The following is a 21,270-nucleotide window of genomic DNA, read 5'->3' as shown; positions in this document are numbered from 1 at the left end:
GGGAGCCGGTGAACTGGGGCGCGGTTTCGCGGTGGTCGCTGGAGAGGTCCGCAATCTCGCGCAGCGCAGCGCCGAGGCGGCCAAGGAGATCAAGGTGCTCATCGGCGATTCGGTCGGCAAGGTGGAACAGGGCAGCGCCCTGGCCGACCGGGCCGGCTCGACGATCAGTGACGTCGTCAGCAGTATCCAGCGGGTCAGCGGCATCGTGGCGGAGATCACGGACGCCAGCCACGAGCAGAGCATGGGCGTGAGTCAAGCGACCCAGGCCATCACGCAAATGGATGGGGTGACCCAGCAGAACGCGGCCTTGGTCGAGCAAATGGCCGCCGCCGCCGTGAGTCTGCGCACTCAAGCCCAAGACATGGTGCGCTCCGTGAACGTATTCAAGCTGGCGCCCGCCGACGTGCACTCTGGCGAGCCGTTGCGCTTGAACTGAGTCAGCCTCGCTGCTCACGTGCATGCGCTGGAGCTCGAGCAGGCGTGCTCCGACCGTGGGGCTGGGGTCCCGGCAGAGTGCGACCTGACCCAAAAGGATGGGCGTTGCGCTCAGTTTTTCCCGAAGGGGCCCCCGGTGATGCGCTTACCGGGGCCGACGCCGTGTTGCGCCAGCCAACCCTGACGTACCTCGAGCACATACCGCACCGGCTTTGTGGAGCAATGTGAGTTGGTGGTCCGCGGCTGCATGTCAACGGTATTGACGACCGTGCCATCGTCCGCGATGAAGGCGGCCGTCAAGGGAATCTGGGTATTCTTCATCCAAAAGCACTGCATTTGGGCTTTTTCGAAGATGAAGAGCATTCCTTCGTTGTCGCGCAGGTCGGTGCGGTACATCAGTCCGGTGGCACGTTGCTCGGCGGTTGAAGCGACCTGGACTTGGATCAAATACATTCCCGCATTCAGGGTGGTGCGCGGCAAGTCACGCTGAGCCACACCTTCGGCTTGGCTGGGGTGTGGAAACAGGCTGATGCACAGGGCCAAGGCAAGACTCAGCGCTGGTCCCGCCCAGCGCAGGGGAACGAGTAAAAGGTGTTGTAGGGGATGTTTGCCTGCCAAGGTGTGCTGCAGCGTGGGTCGTGGGGTCTTCATCTTGAGCGCTTCCTGTGTACCGATTTCAGAAGGTTGGCGGATTGTGCATCCTTGCCGTGGGTGGTGCATGGGCACAAAGCGGCGGCCTCGCGGCGAGGGGACGGCGAGGTGTCCACGGGGCTTGAAGTCCGGGTGTCCGACCCAAACTCTCGTCCTGTGAACTGTTCCCGTGAATGACAAGCCATGGACGCGCTCGATAGAATGAAGCCATGGCGAAGAACATGGCAACCCAACCACCCGCTCCTCCCAAACTGCCTGTCGTCAAGCCCGATCGAGAGAATCAAGGCAACGGCGGCGACGCCGTTGTGCTGGAACGACGGCCGCAAAAGGTACAGCCGCCGCAGATGTTCCAGGTGGTGATGCTCAATGACGACTACACCCCCATGGAGTTCGTGGTGGTGGTCATACAGGAATATTTCAACAAGGATTTGGAAACAGCGACCCAGATCATGCTCAAGATCCATCTGGATGGACGGGGCATCTGTGGCGTTTACACCAAGGACGTGGCAGCGACCAAGGTCGACCAAGTGCTGGAAGCGGCCCGCAAGGCGGGACACCCGCTTCAGTGCGTGGCTGAACCGGTGGAATGAGAGAGTTGGTTTCTTTTTCTGTTTCTATTTCTCGCCAATTCTTCCGCCCTGTGGCTTGGATGGGTTTTGGAATCGGATTAAAGTTAGCCGCAGATCAACGAAGGATCCGGTCCCTGTGATACCGGGTCCAGCAAGGCAAAAGGAAGTCATATGATTGCCCAGGAACTGGAAGTCAGCCTGCACATGGCGTTTGTCGAGGCTCGGCAACAGCGCCATGAGTTCATTACCGTGGAGCATCTGCTTCTGGCCTTGCTGGACAATCCCAGCGCGGCTGAGGTACTGCGCGCCTGCGCGGCCAACATCGATGACTTGCGCAAGAGCCTGACCAATTTCATCAAAGACAACACGCCCCAGGTGGCGGGCACCGAGGAAGTGGACACGCAGCCCACGCTCGGTTTTCAGCGGGTGATCCAGCGCGCCATCATGCACGTGCAAAGCACGGGCAGCGGAAAGAAGGAGGTCACTGGTGCCAATGTGCTCGTGGCCATCTTTGGTGAGAAGGACTCGCATGCGGTGTATTACCTACACCAGCAAGGCGTGACGCGTCTGGATGTGGTGAACTTCATCGCCCATGGCATCAAGAAAAGCGATCCGCCCGAATCCAGCAAGTCCAACGACAACGCTGGCGAAGCCGAGGAAAACGCCGCCGCTGAAAAAGGCGAAGGCAAGGCATCTCCTCTGGAGCAGTTCACCGTCAACCTGAACCAGCAAGCCAAGGACGGCAAGATCGATCCGCTGATCGGTCGCGAGTACGAGGTGGAACGTGTGATCCAGATTCTGTGCCGCCGGCGCAAGAACAATCCCTTGCTGGTGGGAGAAGCAGGCGTGGGCAAGACGGCCATTGCCGAGGGCTTGGCCTGGCGCATCGTTCAGAACGACGTGCCAGAGATCCTTGCCGAGGCGAATGTCTACTCGCTGGACATGGGCGCGCTGCTTGCGGGCACCAAGTACCGCGGCGATTTTGAGCAGCGCCTCAAGGGCGTGCTCAAGTCCCTCAAGGACAAACCCAACGCCGTCTTGTTCATCGATGAAATTCACACCTTGATCGGTGCAGGCGCCGCCAGTGGCGGCACGCTGGACGCCAGCAACCTGCTCAAGCCTGCTTTGTCCAGCGGTCAGCTCAAGTGCATCGGTGCCACCACGTTCACCGAGTACCGTGGCATCTTCGAGAAGGATGCCGCCCTGTCCCGTCGCTTCCAGAAAGTGGACGTGGTGGAACCCAGCGTGCAGGAGACCATCGAAATCCTCAAGGGCTTGAAATCGCGCTTCGAGGAGCACCACAACGTCAAGTACGCCAACGCCGCCCTGCAGGCGGCGGCGGAGTTGAGCGCCAAGTACATCAACGATCGGCATCTGCCTGACAAGGCCATCGACGTGATTGACGAGGCTGGTGCAGCGCAGCGCATCTTGCCGCCCTCCAAACGCAAGAAAACCATCAGCAAGAGCGAGGTCGAGGAAATCGTCGCCAAGATCGCGCGCATTCCGCCCGCGAACGTCAGCAACGACGACCGAGGCAAGCTGCAGACCATTGAGCGCGATCTGAAGAGCGTGGTCTTTGGCCAGGACAAGGCGCTGGAAGCCTTGGCTTCTGCCGTGAAGATGGCGCGTTCTGGCCTGGGCAAGCCAGACAAGCCGATCGGCGCGTTCCTTTTCAGCGGCCCCACGGGCGTGGGCAAGACGGAAGCGGCCAAGCAGCTGGCCTACATCCTGGGCATCGAGTTGATCCGCTTCGATATGTCCGAGTACATGGAGCGTCACGCGGTGAGCCGCCTCATCGGCGCGCCTCCCGGGTACGTCGGTTTCGACCAGGGTGGTCTGCTGACCGAGGCTGTCACGAAGAAGCCGCATTGCGTGCTGTTGCTCGACGAAATCGAAAAGGCTCACCCGGACATCTTCAACGTGCTGTTGCAGGTGATGGACCATGGCACCCTGACAGACAACAACGGGCGCAAGGCCGACTTCCGCAATGTCATCATCGTCATGACGACCAACGCGGGCGCAGAGACCATGAATAAGGCCACCATCGGCTTCACCAACCCGCGAGCGGCGGGCGACGAAATGGGTGACATCAAGCGCCTGTTCACGCCTGAATTCCGCAACCGGTTGGATGCCATCGTGAGCTTCAAGCCGCTGGATGAGCAGATCATCCTGCGGGTGGTGGACAAATTCCTGCTTCAGTTGGAAACGCAACTCGCGGAAAAGAAGGTCGAGGTCACCTTCTCCGACGCGCTGCGCAAGCATCTTGCGAAGAAGGGCTTTGATCCGTTGATGGGCGCGCGCCCGATGCAGCGCCTGATCCAAGACACCATCCGTCGCGCGCTGGCGGACGAACTGCTGTTTGGCCGTCTGGTGGACGGCGGCCGCCTGTCGGTGGATGTCGAAGTGGTGAAGGACGAGAAGGGCGAAGACAAGACCGACGTCAAGCTCGACATCCAGCCCTTGCCAAAGAAGGAAGGCAAAGCCAAGCCCGAGGAGGCCACGGCGACCGACTGATCGAGTGCCGTGTTTTGTGCAGACTGATCAGTCTGCACAAAGAAAAAGGCCGCTGCAACTGCAGCGGCCTTTTTTTGTCTGGTGCCCAGAAGAGGACTCGAACCTCCACGCCGTTAAGCGCTAGTACCTGAAACTAGTGCGTCTACCAATTCCGCCATCTGGGCATCTCAGGCAAGACCAAGATTGTATAACAAGAAAATCAGCCATTCCGGTTCCACGCATGCGACTGCGGCCTTGCTCGAGGAAATCGAGGGCACGGTCAGCGGCCACCGGGACGGCCACGGCTTCGTGGTTCGCGATGATGGTGACGCGGACATTTATCTGTCGCCGAGCGAAATGCGCGCGGTGCTGCACAAGGACCGCGTCAAGGCGCGCGTCGTGCGTCACGATCGTAAAGGGCGACCCGAGGGCCGCGTCGTCGAGATCATCGAACGCTCCACCCAGCCCATCATTGGACGGCTGCTTCAGGAAAACAGCGTGTGGCTGGTCGCGCCTGAGGACAAGCGCTACGGCCAAGACATCCTGATCCCTCGAGGCGCGACGGGACAGGCACGGGTTGGTCAGGTCGTGGTGGTGGAGTTGGTCGAGCCCCCCGCCTTGTATGGGCAGCCCGTGGGGCGCGTCAAGGAAGTGCTGGGCGAAGTGGACGACCCAGGCATGGAGATTGAAATCGCGGTGCGCAAGTACAGCGTGCCCCATGAATTTTCCGAGGCCTGCATCGCGCAGGCGCGTGGGTTGCCGGACAAGGTTCGCCCGCAAGACAAGAAAAACCGGGTCGATTTGACCGATGTGCCCCTGGTCACCATCGATGGCGAGGATGCCCGTGATTTTGATGACGCTGTCTACTGCGAACCGGTCACGCTGGGTCGGGGCAAGAGCGCGAGGAAGGGCTGGCGGCTACTTGTCGCGATCGCCGATGTGAGTCACTACGTGGAAACGGGCGCGCCAATTGACGTGGATGCGTACGAACGCGCCACCAGCGTCTATTTCCCGCGCCGTGTCATTCCCATGCTCCCCGAGAAACTGTCCAACGGCCTGTGTTCGCTCAACCCGGACGTGGATCGCCTTTGCATGGTTTGCGACATGCTGATCGAGGGGGAGGGCAGCGAAAAAGGTGACATCAAGGCGTATCAGTTCTACCCGGCGGTGATGCATAGCCATGCACGTTTCACCTACACCGAGGTGGCCGCCATCTTGGCCAATACCCGTGGCGCGGAGGCGGCCCGACGTCGGGAACGTGTCGGCGATTTGCTCCATCTCTACGAGGTTTATCGAGCGCTGCTGGCTGCGCGGGCCAGGCGCGGTGCGGTGGATTTCGAGACCACCGAGACGCAGATCGTCTGTGACGAGAGCGGACGCATCGAGAAGATCGTGCCGCGCGTGCGCAATGAGGCCCATCGGCTGATTGAGGAGACGATGCTCGCTGCCAACGTCTGCAGCGCCGATTTCATTGGTCAGAGCAAGCACAGTGGCTTGTTCCGCGTGCATGAGGGGCCGACGCCTGAAAAGAACGAGGTGCTGCGCAACTACCTCAAGGCCATGGGTGTGAGCCTGACCATCAGCGAAGACCCTCAGCCGGCCGAATTCCAGCGTATTGCCGAAGCCGTGAAAGACCGGCCCGACGCCCAGCAGATCCACACCATGCTGCTGCGCTCCATGCAGCAGGCCATTTACACCCCCTTCAACAGCGGGCATTTCGGCTTGGCTTACGAGGCCTATACGCATTTCACGAGTCCCATCCGTCGTTACCCCGACCTTCTCGTACACCGCGTGATCAAGGCCATCCTCGACAAGACGCGCTATCACCTGCCGAATCTGCCCACGCCGGGGGAGGCCCATGCCAAACTCGCGCGCCGCCTGGAGAAGAACGATGCCGCGCGCAAGCCCGTCAGAGTTGCTGGCGAAAAAGCAAAGAAAGCCAGCGCCGAGTTGTTGGCCTGGCAAGCTGCCGGCCTGCATTGCAGCGCCAACGAGCGCCGCGCGGATGAAGCCAGTCGCGATGTGGAGGCTTGGCTCAAGTGCAAGTACATGCGCGAACACCTGGGGGAGGAGTTCAATGGCGTGGTCAGCGCTGCGACCAGCTTCGGCATTTTCGTCACCTTGGATGCCATGTATGTCGAAGGTCTGGTGCACATCACCGAGCTGGGCGGCGAGTATTTTCGTTTTGACGAGGCAAGGCAGGAGCTGCGGGGCGAGCGCACCGGTATCCGTTACGCCATAGGCTCGCGCGTGCGCGTGCAAGTCAGCCGCGTTGACCTGGATGGTCGGCGCATTGATTTCCGCCTGGTCAAGGGCGACGAACTGGGTTTGACGCGCGAGCCGGTCCGTGAAGCGAGGGAGCCCCGAGAGTTTTCTCCGTCGAAGACCGATGGGGACGAGGGCCCGAGTGAACCGAACTTGAACAGGAAAACCCGTCGGGCTGCCTCAGGTTCTCAAAAAGCGGGTGCCGCCAAAACCTCTGCGCGCAAAACCAGTGCGAAGCGCGACAAGCTGGCGCTGCTGAGCCCCATTCAGGCCCTCAAGGCCTCGGTCAAATCCGCCGTCAAAAAGGCAGCGGCGAAGACCAAGGCGCGCAAGACACAACGTTGAAGCATGCTGGGCTCTTGGGGCCCTCATGCATCCAGCGCACGAGCAAGTTCTCCCGCCGTCAGGGTTTGTCGTGGCGGCCAGTTGTCAGCGACCCAACCGTGGGTGTACACGGCGTAGCAAGCGGCATCAAAGGCTGTCGTGTCTCGCACTAGCCGTGCGCCGATCAAACCCGCCAAAACGTCCCCGGTGCCCGCCGTAGCCAGCCGCCCATTGCCGGTTGGATTGATGCGAGGCACTGCCCCGGGGGTGCTGATGACCGTGCCCGAACCCTTGAGCACGACAGTGCAACCCCATCGGTCGGCGATCATCTGCGCGGCGGTGAGCCTGTCGGTCTGCACGCCGTGGACGTCGGTGTTCAGCAAGCGGGCGGCCTCAAGAGGGTGCGGAGTCAAGACCGTGGTCAGTGCACCGCCGCTCTGCCCGCGGGTCTCCAGCAGCATCCGCAGAGCTGGATCCTTCGCCACCGCGTTCAGGGCATCGGCGTCCAGCACAAGGCGGGACGCCTGGCTCAGCAATTCGGGCAGCAGCGTGCCCACGGCCTCGCCACCTCCGCAACCACAGACGACGGTCATTCCGTCCAACTGATTCAACAGCGTTTCCGGGCGTCGCAGCATCAGTTCCGGTTGAAGCGCGTCCAAGAGGGGCGCTCCGGGGTCCAGCAGTCCCACGTACACCCGACCCGCGCCGCCGTGCAAGGCTGCCCGGGCCGCCAGCACCGCCGCGCCGGCCATGCCCGGCGCGCCACCGATCACGGCGACATCTCCATGGCTGCCTTTGTGACTGGCGTGCTTGCGGGCCTGAGTCGCAGGGGCCGGATTCAGCACGGCTTGCGCGGATGGCGTGGGGGATGACGAGATGCCAAGTTCCTCGAACCAGATGTCGCCGGCGGCATCTCGCCCTTGCGCCGTGAAAAGCCCTGGCTTGAGTGTCAGCAAAGCGAGCGTATGGCTGGCTTGCACGCATGCCCCCAACGCGTTGCCTGTGTCGGCATGCAAGCCCGAGGGCAGGTCCACGGACAGCACGGGCAAGCCCCGAGCACGCACTCGGTTGAGTTGGGCAATGTGCTCTGCCATCTGTCCTTCGGGGGCACGAGTGACACCCAAGCCCAGCAGGGCATCGATCGCGCAATCGCAATCCTCCGGCGGCGTGCCAGAGAAAACGACATTCGCGGCGCGTGCCCAGTCCAGGGCTGCCCGGGCATCTTCGGGCAGACTTCCGGCATGGCCCAGCCAAGTGACAACCGGTGTCTTGCCATGCTGCAGCAGGTGGCTGGCGGCCTCCAGCCCGTCGCCGCCGTTGTTGCCTGGGCCACAGGCGATCCAGTAGCGTCGAGCATGGGGTGCGATGGCCAACGCGAGACTCGCCACCGCCCGGCCCGCGCGCTGCATCAGCGCATGCGCGGGAAGACTGGCCTGGGCGGCTTGTTCAATCCGTCGTGTCGCCGCCGCGGTGTGGAGTGCATGGGCTTGGCCCGGTATGACGCGCTGCATGAATGGGACCGTGATGCCTCAGAACTCGTAGACCTGTCCTTCAACAGCCAGTCGAATGTCCAGTCCAGTCGCATGAGGATGTTCCACCAAGGCCTGGCGGAAAACGGCTTCCAAGGCATCGTCGCTGCGAGTCGGTTCATGGTGGGTGCAGTACAGAACCTTGGCGCCAGCACGCGAGGCGTAGTCGAAGCTGCTGGCATAAGTGCCGTGTCCCCAACCGATCTTGGACGGGTATTCGGCCGCAGTGTAGGACGTGTCAATGATCAGCACGTCCACCCCCTGCATGCCGCGCACGATGGCCGCGTCACGGTCATTGACGTGGTGTTGGTACTCGGCGTATTCCAGGTCACCAGGCTGGTAGATGTTGTAGGGCGGCTCATGGTCGCCCGTGAAGAAGACGGACTTGCCATTGGACTCGATGCGGTATCCGTAGTTGATCACCGGGTGATTCAGCAGACAGGGAGTGATGGTGGCGCTGCCGACACGAACGCTTTCGTCGGGCGTGAGCGTCACGTACTCGACACGGCCTCGCAACTCAGCCTCACGCACTGGGAAATAGCTGTATTGCAACTGGACGGACATCACTTGTTCCACGCCTTGTCCACTCACGGGGTCGTAGGCGCCATGCAGGCGCAGCACGTTGCCCGCGACGAAATTGGGGATGAAAAAAGGCAGGCCCTGGATGTGGTCCCAGTGAGAGTGCGTGATGAAGATGTTGGCGTGCACGGGCTGACGCGTCATCAAGCTCTGGGAGAGCGGAAAGATGCCGGTGCCCGCGTCCAGGATGATGATGTCGTCTTCGTCGGTGCGCACCTCGATGCAGGTGGTGTTGCCGCCGTAGCGCACGGTCTGCGGACCCGGCGAGGCGATGGAGCCGCGCACTCCCCAGAACTTGATCTTCATGCCACTTTCCTTGGGCTTGGGCTATGTGTTGGTGCGAGGGCTTTCACGTTTCGAGTCGTGCGAACAGCCTGGCTTCGTCCATCAGAGGCTTGAGGTCGCCCAAATGCGCGATGACGCTGTCCAGATCACCGCCTAGGCGACTTTCCATGGCCTCGGTCAAAGGCTCCACGTACATGTTGCCAGCGAACCCCATTTGCAATTTCTTGCTGATTTGATTGGCGGCGAAGACGCAGGCGATCATCGGCGTGTCCTTGACCTGGGGGCCATGCATGTTCTGGATGGTTTCCACCAGACGCCAGGCAAAGCGCCAGCGTTCCAGCAGCAAGGCCCCCGTCACGGTGTGGTCGGCGCCCAGGGTCTGGCGCAAGGCCTCATGCAAGGGGATGTGCAGTTGTTTGCTGGTTTGCAACGCCAGCCTGAACTCATCCGGCATGTGTTGGGCATAGACCACCTTGCCGAAATCGTGAAGCAGCCCCGCGATGAAGCATTCCAGTGGATCGGCCTCGGGATGTTTCATCCGGGTGGCCAACTCGCGCGCGAGGCAAGCGGTGGTGAGCGAGTGCAGCAGATACTGCTGCATGTCCAGGCCCGCGGCGGTGTGGCGGGGCAGCACACCCATGGCCGCGATGCCCAGTGCCAAGTGCTTGATGGTATTGAAGCCCAGCAGAACCACCGCGTGGTTGATCGAGGTGACTTGCTTGGGAAGGTTGAATTGCGCCGCGTTGACGACTTTCAGGATCTTGAGGGTGACGACCGGGTCTTTTTCGATGACCTGCACCAAATCCTTGGGCGTGCAGTTCGGATCGCGTGTCAGGTCCAAGATGGCCTGCACGCTCTTCGGAAAAGCCGGCATCTTCTCGATGGCGGCCGTCAGCCGTCGGGTCAGCTCGGGACTGAGTGTTTGCATGTTCGACGTGCGCGTGGCAGGAGCGGGCAGCTTCCCAGATTCCCGCGCCGCCGTCAATGTCGAAGGTGTGCAGTATTTCAGCGTTTCAGTCGCGCAATGCCCAATTCATTCGATGCGATGGCGCCGCGCTCGCCCCGTATCTCGTCCGCCAACAGGCGGGCCGCCCCACAGCTGACCGTCCAGCCCAGAGCGCCGTGCGCGCAATTGAGCCAAAGGCCTGGAATCGTGGTGGAACCCAGCAAAGGCGCTTGGTCAGGCAACATCACTTGGCCACCTCGCCAAGTCTGCACGTTGCCGGAGAGCAGCGCGGCTCCGGGAAACCAGTCGTGGAGCACGGTGTAGAGCTTCTGCACCAGCTTCGGATGCTGCTGGTCGGGGCGGCCACCGAGTTCCACCGCTCCCCCTCCCACTCGGATTCGCTGGCCCATGCGCGTCAGCGCAATGTTGTGGCGCAGATCGATGACGGCGCTGCGGGGCGCATGCAGGGGCTCCCGCACTTGCGCGCTGATCGCATAGCTGTGCGTGGTGACCAAGGGCAATCTGAATCCCAGCGGACGCAGCAAAGGCTTGAGCAACTGGCTGGCACCCGCGCCAGCGCATATCACCACGGCGTCGAAGCGGCGAGGCTGCGATTCTCCGACGAGTTGTACCTGCATGTTGGCAAGCAGCCGAGCTGGGAGATGCGTGACGTTGGCGCCGGCTGCTGGTAGCAGGTGTCGTACCTCCACACCAAACACGAACTGCGCTCCGCGGGCCTGGGCCTGGGCCTTGAGCATCTGGGCGAACTGTCGGCAATTGCCCGCCTCGTCATTAGGCAAGTGGATGGCGGAGTGAAAAGCTGTCTCTTGATTGAGCGCGGGCTCAACCGTGCGTGCCTGTTCGGGGCTGAGTTCTTGAAAAGGGACACCAAGCTCTCGCAACAGCTGCAGTCCCGGTTGCAGTGCCGTCATTTCTCGCGCACTGCGCACCAGCAACAGCACGCCCAGCGTGCGCTCAAAGTCCAACTCCAGTTCGGCAACCAGGGCATGCAGCCGCTCATGGCTGTAGCGTGCAAGCTCACGCACCGCGCTGATGCGACGGGCCATCGTGCTTGAGCTCAACAGCACGCGCTTCCAGCGCCAAGCCCGTTCGCTCATGGACAGAGGGCGTGTGCGGTGCAGTGGCGCCAGGGTATCGAGTTGCTGACGGCGGGCTCGCCGTGGCATCGTGGGGTCGGCCCAGGGGATGAGGCTGGACGGCGCGATGAGCCCGCTGTTGGCGAAGCTGCCTTCTTCCGCCACGGCGAGGCGCCGGTCGAACACGGTGACTTGGTGACCGTCCTGAACCAGTTCCCAGGCGGTGGTGACGCCAGCGATGCCGGCGCCGATGACTGCGATTTCCATGAAAGGAGGTGGGGACCCGCCGAAAGCGGGAGTCTGTGCAAAAAGTAGAGAGGGACGGATTATGGCTGGCGCGAGCGGCAGACCCGGTGCCTGCGCTGACTCGGGGTGCTGGGATGCGCTTTTGCGCTATTCAGAATAGGGGTTCCAGCGCCAGTGCGAGGTTGAGCAATTCATCATCGCGCAAGGCGCCGTGCCAAAGCATCAGTCCCACCGGTGCATCGCCAGGTGCTTGGCAGGGCAGGCTGATGGCGCACCCATCCAGCATATTGACCACGCTGGGGTTGCGCAGCAACAAGCCGTTGACGCGGAAGAACGCGTCATCCCTTTCTGGTCCGGGGGCGACCTGGGCGATGGTCGGTGCCAGCATGGGCACGGTGGGAGAGAGCAGGGCGTCATAGCCCTCGATCGCACTGGTCATGCGCCGGATCCAGTCGTGTCGCGCCTGAGTCAACTCGATGTATTGCCAAGCACTCATGCCAGCGCCACGTTCCATGCGCAGCTTGACGCGAGGGTCGTAAAGCGTCCCCTGGGTCATCAGCAGCTCGCGGTGCCAGGCATAGCTCTCCGCAGCAGAAAAACCACCTGTCGAATTGATTGCGCTCAGCTCCTCCAACTCGGGAAGCGTGATGTCTTTGACCTGGGCGCCCAGACTGCGCAGCGTCTGCAGCGCGCGGTCGAACGCTCGCGCAACGGGAGGCTCCAAGTCGTCCAGCATCAAGGTGCGAGGCACGGCGAAGCGGCAATCTCCCAATGTCTTCTTCAAGCGAGGCACGACGCGTGCAGAGAGGATTTCGTGCGCGAGGATGGCATCTCGCACGCTGCGCGTGATGGCGCAGACCGTGTCCAGCGTGCTCGATAGTGGCAAGGCGCCGTCCGTGGGCACGAGACGCGCGGTGCTCTTGAACCCAACCAAGCCCTGTAGCGCGGCCGGGATGCGGATCGAGCCTCCAGTGTCCGAACCCAAGCCAATGAAGGATGCTCCGATGGCGACCGAGACTGCAGCCCCGCTCGAAGAACCTCCCGGGATTCGAGGTTGGTCCGTGTAGGCGGGATTGCTTGGCGTGCCGTGGTGTGGGTTGATGCCTACCCCTGAAAACGCGAACTCGCTCATGTTCGTGCGGCCAATGAAGGCCGCGCCTGCGGCTCTCAGGCGCGCCACCGCGGTGCTGTCGCTTTGGGCCACCGGTGCCTGGTGCAGCACCAAGGAGCCTGCCGCCGTGGTCTGGTCTCTGACATTGAACAAGTCCTTGACCGAGACAGATAGCCCCGCAAGCGGCGAGCTGGCGGCTGCAGCGCGAGCTTGTCGACGAGCGCCCTCGAAGTCCGTGGAGATGAAGGCTTGCGCTCCTTCTTCACTTTGGGCTGAGGCAATCGACTGTTCCATCTCAGCGGCCGACGTCGTCAGGCCCTCGCTGAGGCGTTTCAACGTGGCGTGGGCGTCGGGGCGGAACGTGGGCATGTCAAAAAAGTGAAAGATGGGTGCGATATGGTAGTGCGCGCCGTAGCCAAAAAGATCAATCCCGAAACGTCAAGCCTCGACAACAATGAGAAACCGCTGGCTTCGGGGATTGGTCGCGTGCTGCGGGGTGTTGTGTTCCTACGCTTGCGCCGATGGCGCGGGCCGGTCTGGGGTGGAAGAGGCCGGCGACTTTCTGCAGCTGATGATTCCGACCTACGCCTTGGGCATGGCGGTCAGCGAACACGAGTTCACGAGCGGGGGGGAGGGCGTTGCGCAATTCGGCATGACGATGCTGAGCACCGCGCTCACGGTTCACTCGTTGAAAAAAACGACCCGGCAAAAACGCCCGGACTACGATTCCGGAGAAGCCCGCGACTCCTTTCCCAGCGGTCATACGGCCTCCGCATTTGCCGGGGCCGCATTCATTCATCGGCGCTACGGTTTCTCGCAAGCCGCCGTTCCTTACGCATTGGCGGCGTTTGTGGGCTACTCTCGCATCCAAGCAGGCGCGCATCACCCGCGCGATGTGGCGGGTGGCGCCTTGATCGCAGGCTTCTCTACTTGGCTGTTCGTGGACGAACGGCAACACACGTCGGCTTGCAATCGCATTGAGACTGATTTCGGCGATGGGCGAGTCCAAGTCAGTTGTAGCATGCGCTTTTGAAGTCATCCCGAATCTGGGCTCGATGGTCTGTATCAACCAGGAGATGTCATGTTGATGTCGCGCGCGATTTCCACCTTGCTGATTGCCTTCGGTGCACTTGCGTGCTCGGCCTCGGCCCATGCTGAGTTCGAGTTTCGCTTCTACACCGGAATTCAAGGGGCCTCGGACAGTCAAGTCAAAGGCGATGATTCCGATGGGGCTGGCAAATTCAACTTCAACGCGGGATGGAGAGGAGACTCTCTGAGCCGCAAGCCCCCCTACTATGGATTGGCCTTGACATGGTGGCGCGAGGACGACTGGGGGGTGTCGCTCGACTTCACCCACGCCAAGGTGTATGCCGATGACAAAACCTTGCGCAAAAGTGGCTTCGAGGTGCTGGAGTTTTCCGATGGGCTGAACCTGCTCATGCTCAACGCCCTGCACCGTTTCCCACAGCTGATGCCGGGCTATGCCCCTTACGTTGGCGCCGGGGCAGGTTTGGCCATCCCCCATGTGGAGGTGCAGACTCGCGACGGGAGCCGAGAGACGTTCGAATACCAACTCGCCGGTCCTGCAGTGCAGTTGATTGGCGGCATCAGTTACGCCATGTCCGCCAAGTGGTTGGCGTTCACCGATTTCCGGGTCAGCTATTCGCAGAACTCAACCCGTCTCGAGGGCGGGGGTGAGTTGAAGACCAACATCGTCACGCAAGCCTTGAATGTTGGCGTGGGCTACAGGTTCTGAGCAGGCCACCATGACTTCTTACAGCATCGCCCCGTACTTCCGTCGGCTGCGTTGGTGGTTGCCACCGTTATTGGCGGCCCTTCTGGTCTGCGCGGTCAGGCCCGCGCTGGCGCTGGATTGGCAGCTGGGCCTGGGCATGGCCAATTTTGCGGAGGACGAGGGCAGCAGCTTGACTCTCGATGTCGGGCAGGGTCATTGGCAGGTCGGCCTCAGCTACAGCCAGGCCTACACGTCTTCGCGCAATGTGCCGGTTTGGCGTGGTTATGAGATCGCCATGGCAGGCTTGGGTTACCGCAATCAGATGGAGAACCTCACGACGTATGTTCGTGGCGGCTTGCTCTGGCTCGTGGACACCGAGCAAATCTTTGCGAACGACTCCAATCCGGGGCGTTTTCTGTTGATTGGTATCGAAGCTCCTTTGCTGCGTACCCCTTCGAATGGGGTAATCAAGGTGGCGCTGGAGGGCGGCAGCATGGGTAAGGGGGCTGAATTGCGCACCGGGGAAGAGGTTGGACATGGTTTTCTGAGCCAAGTCCTGTTGAAGTGGGCGTTTTAGACATGTCGTCCCGTTTTAGGGCTTTGCTATAATTCCAAGGCTTTGCCAGACCGAAGTCCATTTGTGCATTCTGTTGTCCCTTCATCGGGGCGCGAACACGCGGTTTTTGTCGGGTGAAGTGAATCGCAAACCGGCCTATCAAAGGTGTTGCGGCGTCCCATTGGCGTCGCGATAGGGGCCGGATTTAAGTTCTAACCTTCGGAGTTACCAATCATGTCCGTGACCATGCGTCAAATGCTGGAAGCCGGTGTCCACTTCGGCCACCAGACCCGCTTCTGGAATCCCAAGATGGCCCCCTTCATCTTCGGCCATCGCAGCAAGATTCACATCATCAACCTGGAAAAGTCGCTGCCGATGTTCCAGGAAGCCGCCAAGTTCGCGAAGCAGCTGGCGGCCCGTCGCGGCACCATCCTGTTCGTGGGAACCAAGCGCACTGCCCGTGAAATCGTGGCCGCCGAGGCCCAGCGTGCCGGCGTGCCGTATGTCGACCAGCGTTGGCTGGGTGGCATGCTGACCAACTTCAAGACCGTCAAGACCTCGCTCAAGCGCCTGAAGGACATGAAGGTTCAACAGGAAGCTGGCCTGGACGCGATGTCCAAGAAAGAGCAACTGATGTTCCAGCGCGAACTTGAGAAGCTGGAAAAAGACATCGGTGGTATTCAAGACATGGCGACGCTGCCGGACGCCATTTTCGTGATCGACGTCGGCTACCACAAGATCGCCGTGGCCGAAGCCAAGAAGCTGGGCATTCCCCTGATCGGTGTGGTGGACTCCAACCACTCGCCCGAAGGCATCGACTACGTGATTCCGGGCAACGATGACTCTTCCAAGGCCGTCACGCTGTATGCCCGCGGCATCGCCGACGCCATCCTCGAAGGCCGTGCCAATGCGGTGGAAGACGTGGTCAAGGCCGTGTCCGCCGAGGGCGACGACGAGTTCGTCGAGGTGGAAAACGCCGCCTGATCTCATGCCCTGCGCCCCTTTACCAGGGACGGGAAGAAAGGGGCGTGTAGGCCCCTTTTTTTTAGCCCCGGTTTGAACCGAACCAAACAAATCAAGACGGAGTAAACAAATGGCTGCAATCACCGCAAGCATGGTCGCCGAACTGCGCGCCAAGACCGATGCCCCCATGATGGAATGCAAGAAGGCGCTGACCGAGGCCGATGGCGACCTGGCCAAGGCCGAGGAAGTGCTGCGCGTCAAGCTGGGCACCAAGGCTGGCAAGGCCGCGTCCCGCGTGACCGCCGAAGGGGTGGTCGCTTCCGCCATCGAAAACGGCGTGGGTTCGCTGATCGAGATCAACTGCGAAACCGACTTCGTGACCAAGAACGACAGCTTCCTGGCCCTGGCGAATGCCGCCGCGCAGCTGATCGTCAAGAACAACCCGGCCGACGTGGCGGCCCTGGGCACCGTGGCCTACAGCCAGGACGGCTTCGGCCCCACCCTGGAAGACGTTCGCAAGGGGCTGATCGGCAAGATCGGCGAGAACATGAGTTTCCGCCGCTTCAAGCGTTTCGCCTCCGGCGCCAAGCTGGCCTCCTACCTGCATGGCACGCGCATCGGCGTGGTCGTGGAGTTCGACGGTGACGAGGTCGCCGCGAAGGACGTGGCCATGCATGTGGCCGCGATGAAGCCCGTGGCCCTGACGTCCGCCGATGTGCCGGCCGCGCTGATCGAGACCGAGCGCCGCGTCGCCGCCGAGAAGGCCGCAGAGTCTGGCAAGCCTGCCGACATCGTCGCCAAGATGGTCGAGGGCTCGGTGCAGAAGTACCTGAAGGAAGTCTCGCTGTTCGACCAAGTCTTCGTGAAGGCTGCGGATGGCAAGCAGACTGTCGGTGCCTACGTCAAGAGCAAGAACACCACGATCAAGAGCTTCACGCTGTACGTCGTGGGCGAAGGCATTGAGAAGAAGGTTGACGATTTCGCCGCCGAGGTGGCTGCACAGGTGGCGGCCGCCAAGCAAGCCTGATGCTCTTGTGACGCATTGCCATCCATCGCCGCGCAAAGGGTCCGGCGGTGGGTGGTAGCCGGTTGAAATCCGGTAAATTTCCGTTCGCGCCCCGCCTTCTTTCCTTTCTGGAGTCTCCCATGTCCACCCCGCAGCCGGCCCACAAGCGCATTTTGCTCAAGCTGTCCGGTGAAGCCTTGATGGGGGATGATGCCTTTGGCATCAACCGCGCCACCATCGTGCGCATGGTCGAGGAAGTCGCCGAGGTCACCCGCATGGGCGTCGAAGTGGCCGTGGTCATCGGCGGCGGCAACATCTTCCGTGGTGTCGCGGGTGGCTCGGTCGGCATGGATCGCGCCACGGCCGACTACATGGGGATGCTCGCCACCGTGATGAACGCCTTGGCCTTGGCCGACACGATGAACAAGGCGGGTCTCACGGCCCGCGTGATGTCGGCGATCGCCATCGAACAGGTGGTGGAGCCTTATGTGCGTCCCAAGGCTTTGCAGTACCTCGAGGAAGGCAAGGTCGTCGTCTTCGCGGCGGGCACGGGCAACCCCTTTTTCACGACGGACACAGCCGCGGCCCTGCGTGGCGCGGAAATTGGCGCCGAGGTGGTGCTCAAGGCCACCAAGGTCGATGGCGTCTACACAGCCGACCCTGCCAAAGACAAGAGCGCCACGCGCTACAGTCGTCTCTCCTTTGACGAGGCCATCCAGCGCAATCTGGGCATCATGGATGCAACGGCATTTGCTTTGTGCCGTGACCAGAAGCTGCCGATCAAGGTGTTCTCGATCTTCAAGCACGGCGCCCTCAAGCGCGTGGTGCTGGGCGAAGACGAAGGTACTTTGGTGAGTCTTTGATGCATACACGGCGCCCATAACTTTCACCGTCGAGTCCCAAGTTCCGATTTTTGCCTGTACGTGCAGGAGATCCACATGACCACGATTGCAGACATCAAGAAAAACGTCGAAGGCAAGATGGACCAGTCCATCGAGGCACTGAAGAACAACTTGTCCAAGATCCGCACCGGTCGCGCCAACCCCGCCTTGCTGGACGCCGTGCAAGTGGAGTACTACGGCTCCATGGTTCCCTTGAGCCAAGTCGCCAATGTGGCGCTGCTGGACGCACGCACCATCAGCGTTCAGCCCTGGGAAAAGGGCATGGGTGCCAAGATCGAGAAGGCCATCCGCGAAAGCGACTTGGGTCTGAACCCCGCGTCCATGGGCGACCTGATCCGCGTGCCCATGCCGCCCATGAGCGAGGAACGCCGCAAGGAAATGACCAAGCTCGTGCGCAACGAAGGCGAGGCGGCCAAGATCGCCGTGCGCAACCTTCGTCGTGACGGGAACGAAGCCGTCAAGAAGTTGGTGAAGGACAAGACCGCCTCCGAGGACGATCAGAAGCGCGCCGAGGCCGACATTCAGAAGTTCACGGACAAGCATGTCGCGACCATCGATCAACTGGTCGCCGCCAAGGAGCAAGAGGTGATGGCCGTTTGACCGGCCGTCTCCCTTGTTCCTGCTGCAGATGCGCATGAAAGCCATCCTCAACCGCGCCCCCTCCCTTGGGGTACCCACGCACATCGCCATCGTGATGGACGGGAATGGTCGCTGGGCCACGCGGCGCCTGCTGCCACGCCTGGCGGGGCATCGGCAAGGCATGGAAAGTCTGCGCCGTTGCATACGCGCGTGTTTGGAGCGCGGCGTGGCGGTGCTGACGGTCTTCGCTTTTTCTTCTGAAAACTGGAACCGACCTGCGGAAGAGGTGTCAGGCCTCATGGAGTTGCTCGCCGGAGCCCTGGCCAAGGAAGTCCCCCAGATGCACGCCGATGGCGTGCGTTTGCACTTCGTGGGCGAGCGCGCGAACCTTTCCGAAAAGGTGCGGACCGGGTTGACCACGGCCGAGCAAGCGACAGCGGGCAACGACCGTCTGATCCTGAACGTTTGTTTCAACTACGGGGGACGCTGGGACTTGGTTCAGGCTGCGGCGAAACTGGCCGCGGCGAAGGTCGAGGTGACCGAGGCCACGTTGGCCAGCGCCCTGGCCCTGGCCCACGTGGCTGACCCCGACCTGTTGATACGCACGGGCGGTGAGTTACGCCTGTCCAACTTTCTGCTCTGGCAGGCGGCCTATGCCGAGCTGTATTTCAGTGAGATGCTCTGGCCAGACTTCGACGAGGCGGAATTGGATCGTGCCATCGCGGCCTATGCGAAGCGTGAGCGGCGTTATGGCCGTGTTCCCTCGCCAGCCTCGTCTTCAGCCTCAACGTCCAGCTCGAGACAGTCCCAGGCGGCTTGAAGCCTCGGGCATGATGCAACCCCCCCCGAGCTCCCACGGAGTCGGTACCGTACCAGTCAGGAGACAAGGACCCATGCTCAAGCAACGCGTCATCACCGCCATCGTCCTCCTGGCGCTTCTGCTGCCCGCGCTCTTTCACCCAGACACCACCTACTGGCGAGCTGTGACGCTGGTGCTGATTGCCGGTGGGGCGTGGGAGTGGGGGCGTTTGAATGATCCTAGGCAGCGTCGCGCCGGCTTGCTCACGTGGGCCGGTGTTCTGCTGTGCGTATGCGCTTGCCTGCTGAGCTGGGTCGGCGGCGGATTCCGCGCGACATCGGTCTGGGTGTGGACACTCGGGGGCTTGTTGTGGGTGCTGGTGGGTGCCGCCTTGTTGCGTGCCGGCGTGACACGTTGGGCAAGCGTGCCCCGCGCGCTGCGCTTGATCGCCGGCTGGGCCGCGCTCTGGCTGACCTGGCTCGCCGTGGTGCGTGCCCGTGAGTTGGGGATCGCCTTCTTGCTATCGGTGCTCGTGCTCGTCTGGGTGGCCGATATCGCCGCTTATTTCGCGGGCAAGGCCTTGGGTGGGCGTTACACGCGCCAGCGCCTTGCGCCCAGCATCAGCCCGAACAAAAGCTGGGAGGGCGCGTGGGGTGGCTTGCTGGGCGTCTTCGTGCTCGCCTTGGTTTGGCTGGCCCTGGAGCGCTCTGCTGTGCTGCCTGGTCCCAGTCTCTATGCAGTGCTTGGCGCATCGAGCGCTGGGGCGGTGGGCTTGGCCCTCGCATTGGTTTTTTTGACGGCCATGAGCATTGTGGGGGACCTCGTGGAATCCCTGGTCAAGCGCAGCGCGGGCATGAAGGACAGCAGTGGCCTCTTGCCTGGTCATGGCGGCGTGCTGGACCGAGTCGATGCGCTCTTGCCCACTTTGCCACTCGCCCTGATGTTGCATGCTTGGGCGCGCTGAGCCTTCGTTTTTCCCGGAACCCTCAACATGACAAAGCAGCGCGTCGCCGTCCTTGGCTCCACGGGCTCGATTGGCGTCAATACCCTGGATGTCTTGGCCCGTCACCCTGAGCGGTTCGAAGTTTTCGCCTTGACCGCCGCCAGTCGTGTAGACGAGATGCTGGCGCAGTGCGCGCGCTTCAAACCCGCGTACGCAGTCATGGCCGATGAGGCGGCGGGGCGCTTGCTGGCCAGTCGGATCAAGGCCGAGGGGATTTCCACGCGGGTGCTCAGTGGCGAGACGGCCTTGTGCGAAGTTGCCGCGCATGAGGCAACGGATGTGGTCATGGCCGCCATCGTGGGCGCGGCTGGCCTGGCGCCGTGCCTCGCCGCGGCGCGCGCCGGCAAGCGCTTGTTGCTGGCCAACAAGGAAGCCATCGTTGTCGGCGGTGCCTTGTTCATGGACGCGGTGCGTGAGGGGGGCGCGCTGCTGCTGCCCATCGACAGCGAGCATTCGGCCATCTTTCAGTGCCTGCCCGAGGATCGCTCGACCTGGTCGCAGCGCATTGACCATATCCTGCTGACCTCTTCCGGCGGGCCGTTCCGTGAGCGGGACCCGGCCACTTTTTCCGCGGTCACCCCCGAACAGGCCGTGGCGCATCCCAACTTCGCGATGGGGCGCAAGATCTCCGTCGATTCGGCCACCATGATGAACAAGGCGCTGGAAGTGATCGAGGCCAAATGGCTCTTCGATCTTGCGCCAGAGCAGGTGCGTGTCCTGATCCATCCGCAACAGATCGTGCATTCCATGGTGGTCTGCCGAGATAACTCGGTGCTGGCTCAGCTGGGTACGCCTGACATGCGTGTACCGATTGCCTATGGTTTGTCGTTCCCCGAGAGGATCGAGTCGGGGGCGGCGGCGCTCGATTTCACGAAGCTGACCGGCCTGAGTTTCCAGTCGCCTGATCACCTGCGCTATCCGGGGCTCGCGCTGGCTTGGGAGACCTTGCGGGGTCCGGCAGGGTCAACAGCCGTGCTGAACGCGGCCAACGAAATCGCGGTGGCCGCCTTCCTCGATCGGCGCATCCGTTTTGACCAGATTCACGCAGTGAACTTTTCGGTGCTGGAAAGCATCTCACCCAGGCTGTCCGCGGCGGCCCCTCCGGCCGCCTTGGAGGATCTGCTGGCCTTGGATGAGCGCTCCCGCGCCGTGGCTGAGCAATGTGTGCAGCGCCTGTCCTTGCAGGCGGCCTGAAGG

Annotated in this window: 20 protein-coding genes and 1 tRNA gene; 14 read left to right on the top strand and 7 right to left on the bottom strand. The window is 62.0% G+C overall.

Annotated features, from left to right (window positions below; all coding sequences use genetic code 11):
* The coding region (locus tag HGR_RS12675) for a methyl-accepting chemotaxis protein (RefSeq protein ID WP_006298673.1) at positions 1-436 on the top strand (436 nt) is incomplete at its 5' end.
* A 110-nt stretch (positions 437-546) separates the two neighbouring features.
* Here the strand turns inward: HGR_RS12675 and HGR_RS12670 are convergent.
* Positions 547-1,086 (bottom strand): DUF192 domain-containing protein, encoded by a 540-nt coding sequence (locus HGR_RS12670; protein WP_081463537.1) that lies wholly within the window; start codon positions 1,084-1,086, stop codon positions 547-549.
* 221 nt (positions 1,087-1,307) lie between these two features.
* Here HGR_RS12670 and clpS point away from each other — a divergent pair, with 221 nt between their 5' ends.
* Both clpS and clpA read left to right on the top strand, forming a co-directional pair.
* Positions 1,308-1,676, top strand: coding sequence for an ATP-dependent Clp protease adapter ClpS (gene clpS / locus HGR_RS12665; protein WP_039853502.1), 369 nt, complete (start codon positions 1,308-1,310; stop codon positions 1,674-1,676).
* 150 nt (positions 1,677-1,826) lie between these two features.
* Complete coding sequence (clpA, locus tag HGR_RS12660; protein ID WP_006298670.1) at positions 1,827-4,169, top strand: ATP-dependent Clp protease ATP-binding subunit ClpA; 2,343 nt, start codon at positions 1,827-1,829, stop codon at positions 4,167-4,169.
* Between the two features lie 79 nt (positions 4,170-4,248).
* Here clpA and HGR_RS12655 read toward each other — a convergent pair.
* A tRNA-Leu gene (locus HGR_RS12655) sits at positions 4,249-4,333 on the bottom strand.
* Positions 4,334-4,352: 19 nt separating this feature from the next.
* Here HGR_RS12655 and rnr point away from each other — a divergent pair.
* A complete protein-coding gene (rnr, locus tag HGR_RS12650) occupies positions 4,353-6,758 on the top strand; it encodes a ribonuclease R (RefSeq protein WP_006298669.1) in 2,406 nt (801 codons plus the stop codon).
* Between the two features lie 23 nt (positions 6,759-6,781).
* Here the strand turns inward: rnr and HGR_RS12645 are convergent, their stop codons facing one another.
* From HGR_RS12645 to HGR_RS12625, 5 genes are all read right to left on the bottom strand, one after another.
* Complete coding sequence (locus HGR_RS12645) at positions 6,782-8,248, bottom strand: NAD(P)H-hydrate dehydratase (protein WP_006298668.1); 1,467 nt, start codon at positions 8,246-8,248, stop codon at positions 6,782-6,784.
* A gap of 18 nt (positions 8,249-8,266) precedes the next feature.
* Positions 8,267-9,151 carry an MBL fold metallo-hydrolase gene (locus HGR_RS12640; protein ID WP_006298667.1) on the bottom strand — a complete coding sequence of 295 codons (885 nt, stop codon included), beginning with the start codon at positions 9,149-9,151 and terminating at the stop codon, positions 8,267-8,269.
* Positions 9,152-9,194: 43 nt separating this feature from the next.
* Positions 9,195-10,058, bottom strand: a complete 864-nt coding sequence (locus HGR_RS12635) for an HDOD domain-containing protein (protein ID WP_006298666.1) — start codon at positions 10,056-10,058, stop codon at positions 9,195-9,197.
* A gap of 77 nt (positions 10,059-10,135) precedes the next feature.
* Positions 10,136-11,440, bottom strand: coding sequence for an FAD-dependent oxidoreductase (locus HGR_RS12630; protein ID WP_006298664.1), 1,305 nt, complete (start codon positions 11,438-11,440; stop codon positions 10,136-10,138).
* A gap of 130 nt (positions 11,441-11,570) precedes the next feature.
* Positions 11,571-12,899, bottom strand: a complete 1,329-nt coding sequence (locus HGR_RS12625) for an amidase (RefSeq protein WP_006298662.1) — start codon at positions 12,897-12,899, stop codon at positions 11,571-11,573.
* Between the two features lie 202 nt (positions 12,900-13,101).
* Between HGR_RS12625 and HGR_RS12620 the strand changes: the two genes are divergently transcribed.
* The 10 genes from HGR_RS12620 (at position 13,102) to ispC (ending at position 21,267) form a co-directional block, all read left to right on the top strand.
* Positions 13,102-13,563: a phosphatase PAP2 family protein gene (locus HGR_RS12620; protein ID WP_169312702.1), complete on the top strand. Its 462-nt coding sequence runs from the start codon at positions 13,102-13,104 to the stop codon at positions 13,561-13,563.
* A 48-nt stretch (positions 13,564-13,611) separates the two neighbouring features.
* Positions 13,612-14,286 carry an outer membrane beta-barrel protein gene (locus tag HGR_RS12615; RefSeq protein WP_006298658.1) on the top strand — a complete coding sequence of 225 codons (675 nt, stop codon included), beginning with the start codon at positions 13,612-13,614 and terminating at the stop codon, positions 14,284-14,286.
* 10 nt (positions 14,287-14,296) lie between these two features.
* Positions 14,297-14,842, top strand: coding sequence for a hypothetical protein (locus HGR_RS12610; RefSeq protein WP_006298656.1), 546 nt, complete (start codon positions 14,297-14,299; stop codon positions 14,840-14,842).
* 213 nt (positions 14,843-15,055) lie between these two features.
* Entirely contained in the window at positions 15,056-15,805 is a 750-nt protein-coding gene (gene rpsB, locus HGR_RS12605) for a 30S ribosomal protein S2 (RefSeq protein ID WP_006298655.1), read from the top strand.
* Positions 15,806-15,914: 109 nt separating this feature from the next.
* On the top strand, positions 15,915-16,811 hold the full coding sequence (gene tsf / locus HGR_RS12600) for a translation elongation factor Ts (protein ID WP_006298654.1): 897 nt from the start codon (positions 15,915-15,917) through the stop codon (positions 16,809-16,811).
* 119 nt (positions 16,812-16,930) lie between these two features.
* Complete coding sequence (gene pyrH / locus HGR_RS12595; RefSeq protein ID WP_006298653.1) at positions 16,931-17,653, top strand: UMP kinase; 723 nt, start codon at positions 16,931-16,933, stop codon at positions 17,651-17,653.
* A 75-nt stretch (positions 17,654-17,728) separates the two neighbouring features.
* Positions 17,729-18,292: a ribosome recycling factor gene (gene frr / locus HGR_RS12590; RefSeq protein ID WP_006298652.1), complete on the top strand. Its 564-nt coding sequence runs from the start codon at positions 17,729-17,731 to the stop codon at positions 18,290-18,292.
* Positions 18,293-18,326: 34 nt separating this feature from the next.
* Positions 18,327-19,091, top strand: a complete 765-nt coding sequence (gene uppS / locus HGR_RS12585; RefSeq protein WP_039853495.1) for a polyprenyl diphosphate synthase — start codon at positions 18,327-18,329, stop codon at positions 19,089-19,091.
* Between the two features lie 73 nt (positions 19,092-19,164).
* On the top strand, positions 19,165-20,034 hold the full coding sequence (locus HGR_RS12580; RefSeq protein ID WP_006298650.1) for a phosphatidate cytidylyltransferase: 870 nt from the start codon (positions 19,165-19,167) through the stop codon (positions 20,032-20,034).
* A 27-nt stretch (positions 20,035-20,061) separates the two neighbouring features.
* Complete coding sequence (ispC, locus tag HGR_RS12575) at positions 20,062-21,267, top strand: 1-deoxy-D-xylulose-5-phosphate reductoisomerase (protein WP_006298649.1); 1,206 nt, start codon at positions 20,062-20,064, stop codon at positions 21,265-21,267.
* The last annotated feature ends 3 nt before the right edge of the window (positions 21,268-21,270 follow it).

This window comes from Hylemonella gracilis ATCC 19624 (assembly GCF_000211835.1).
GTDB lineage: Bacteria > Pseudomonadota > Gammaproteobacteria > Burkholderiales > Burkholderiaceae_C > Hylemonella > Hylemonella gracilis.
The sequence above is the reverse complement of the archived record's forward strand: the minus strand, read 5'-3'. Positions and strand labels throughout refer to the sequence as shown.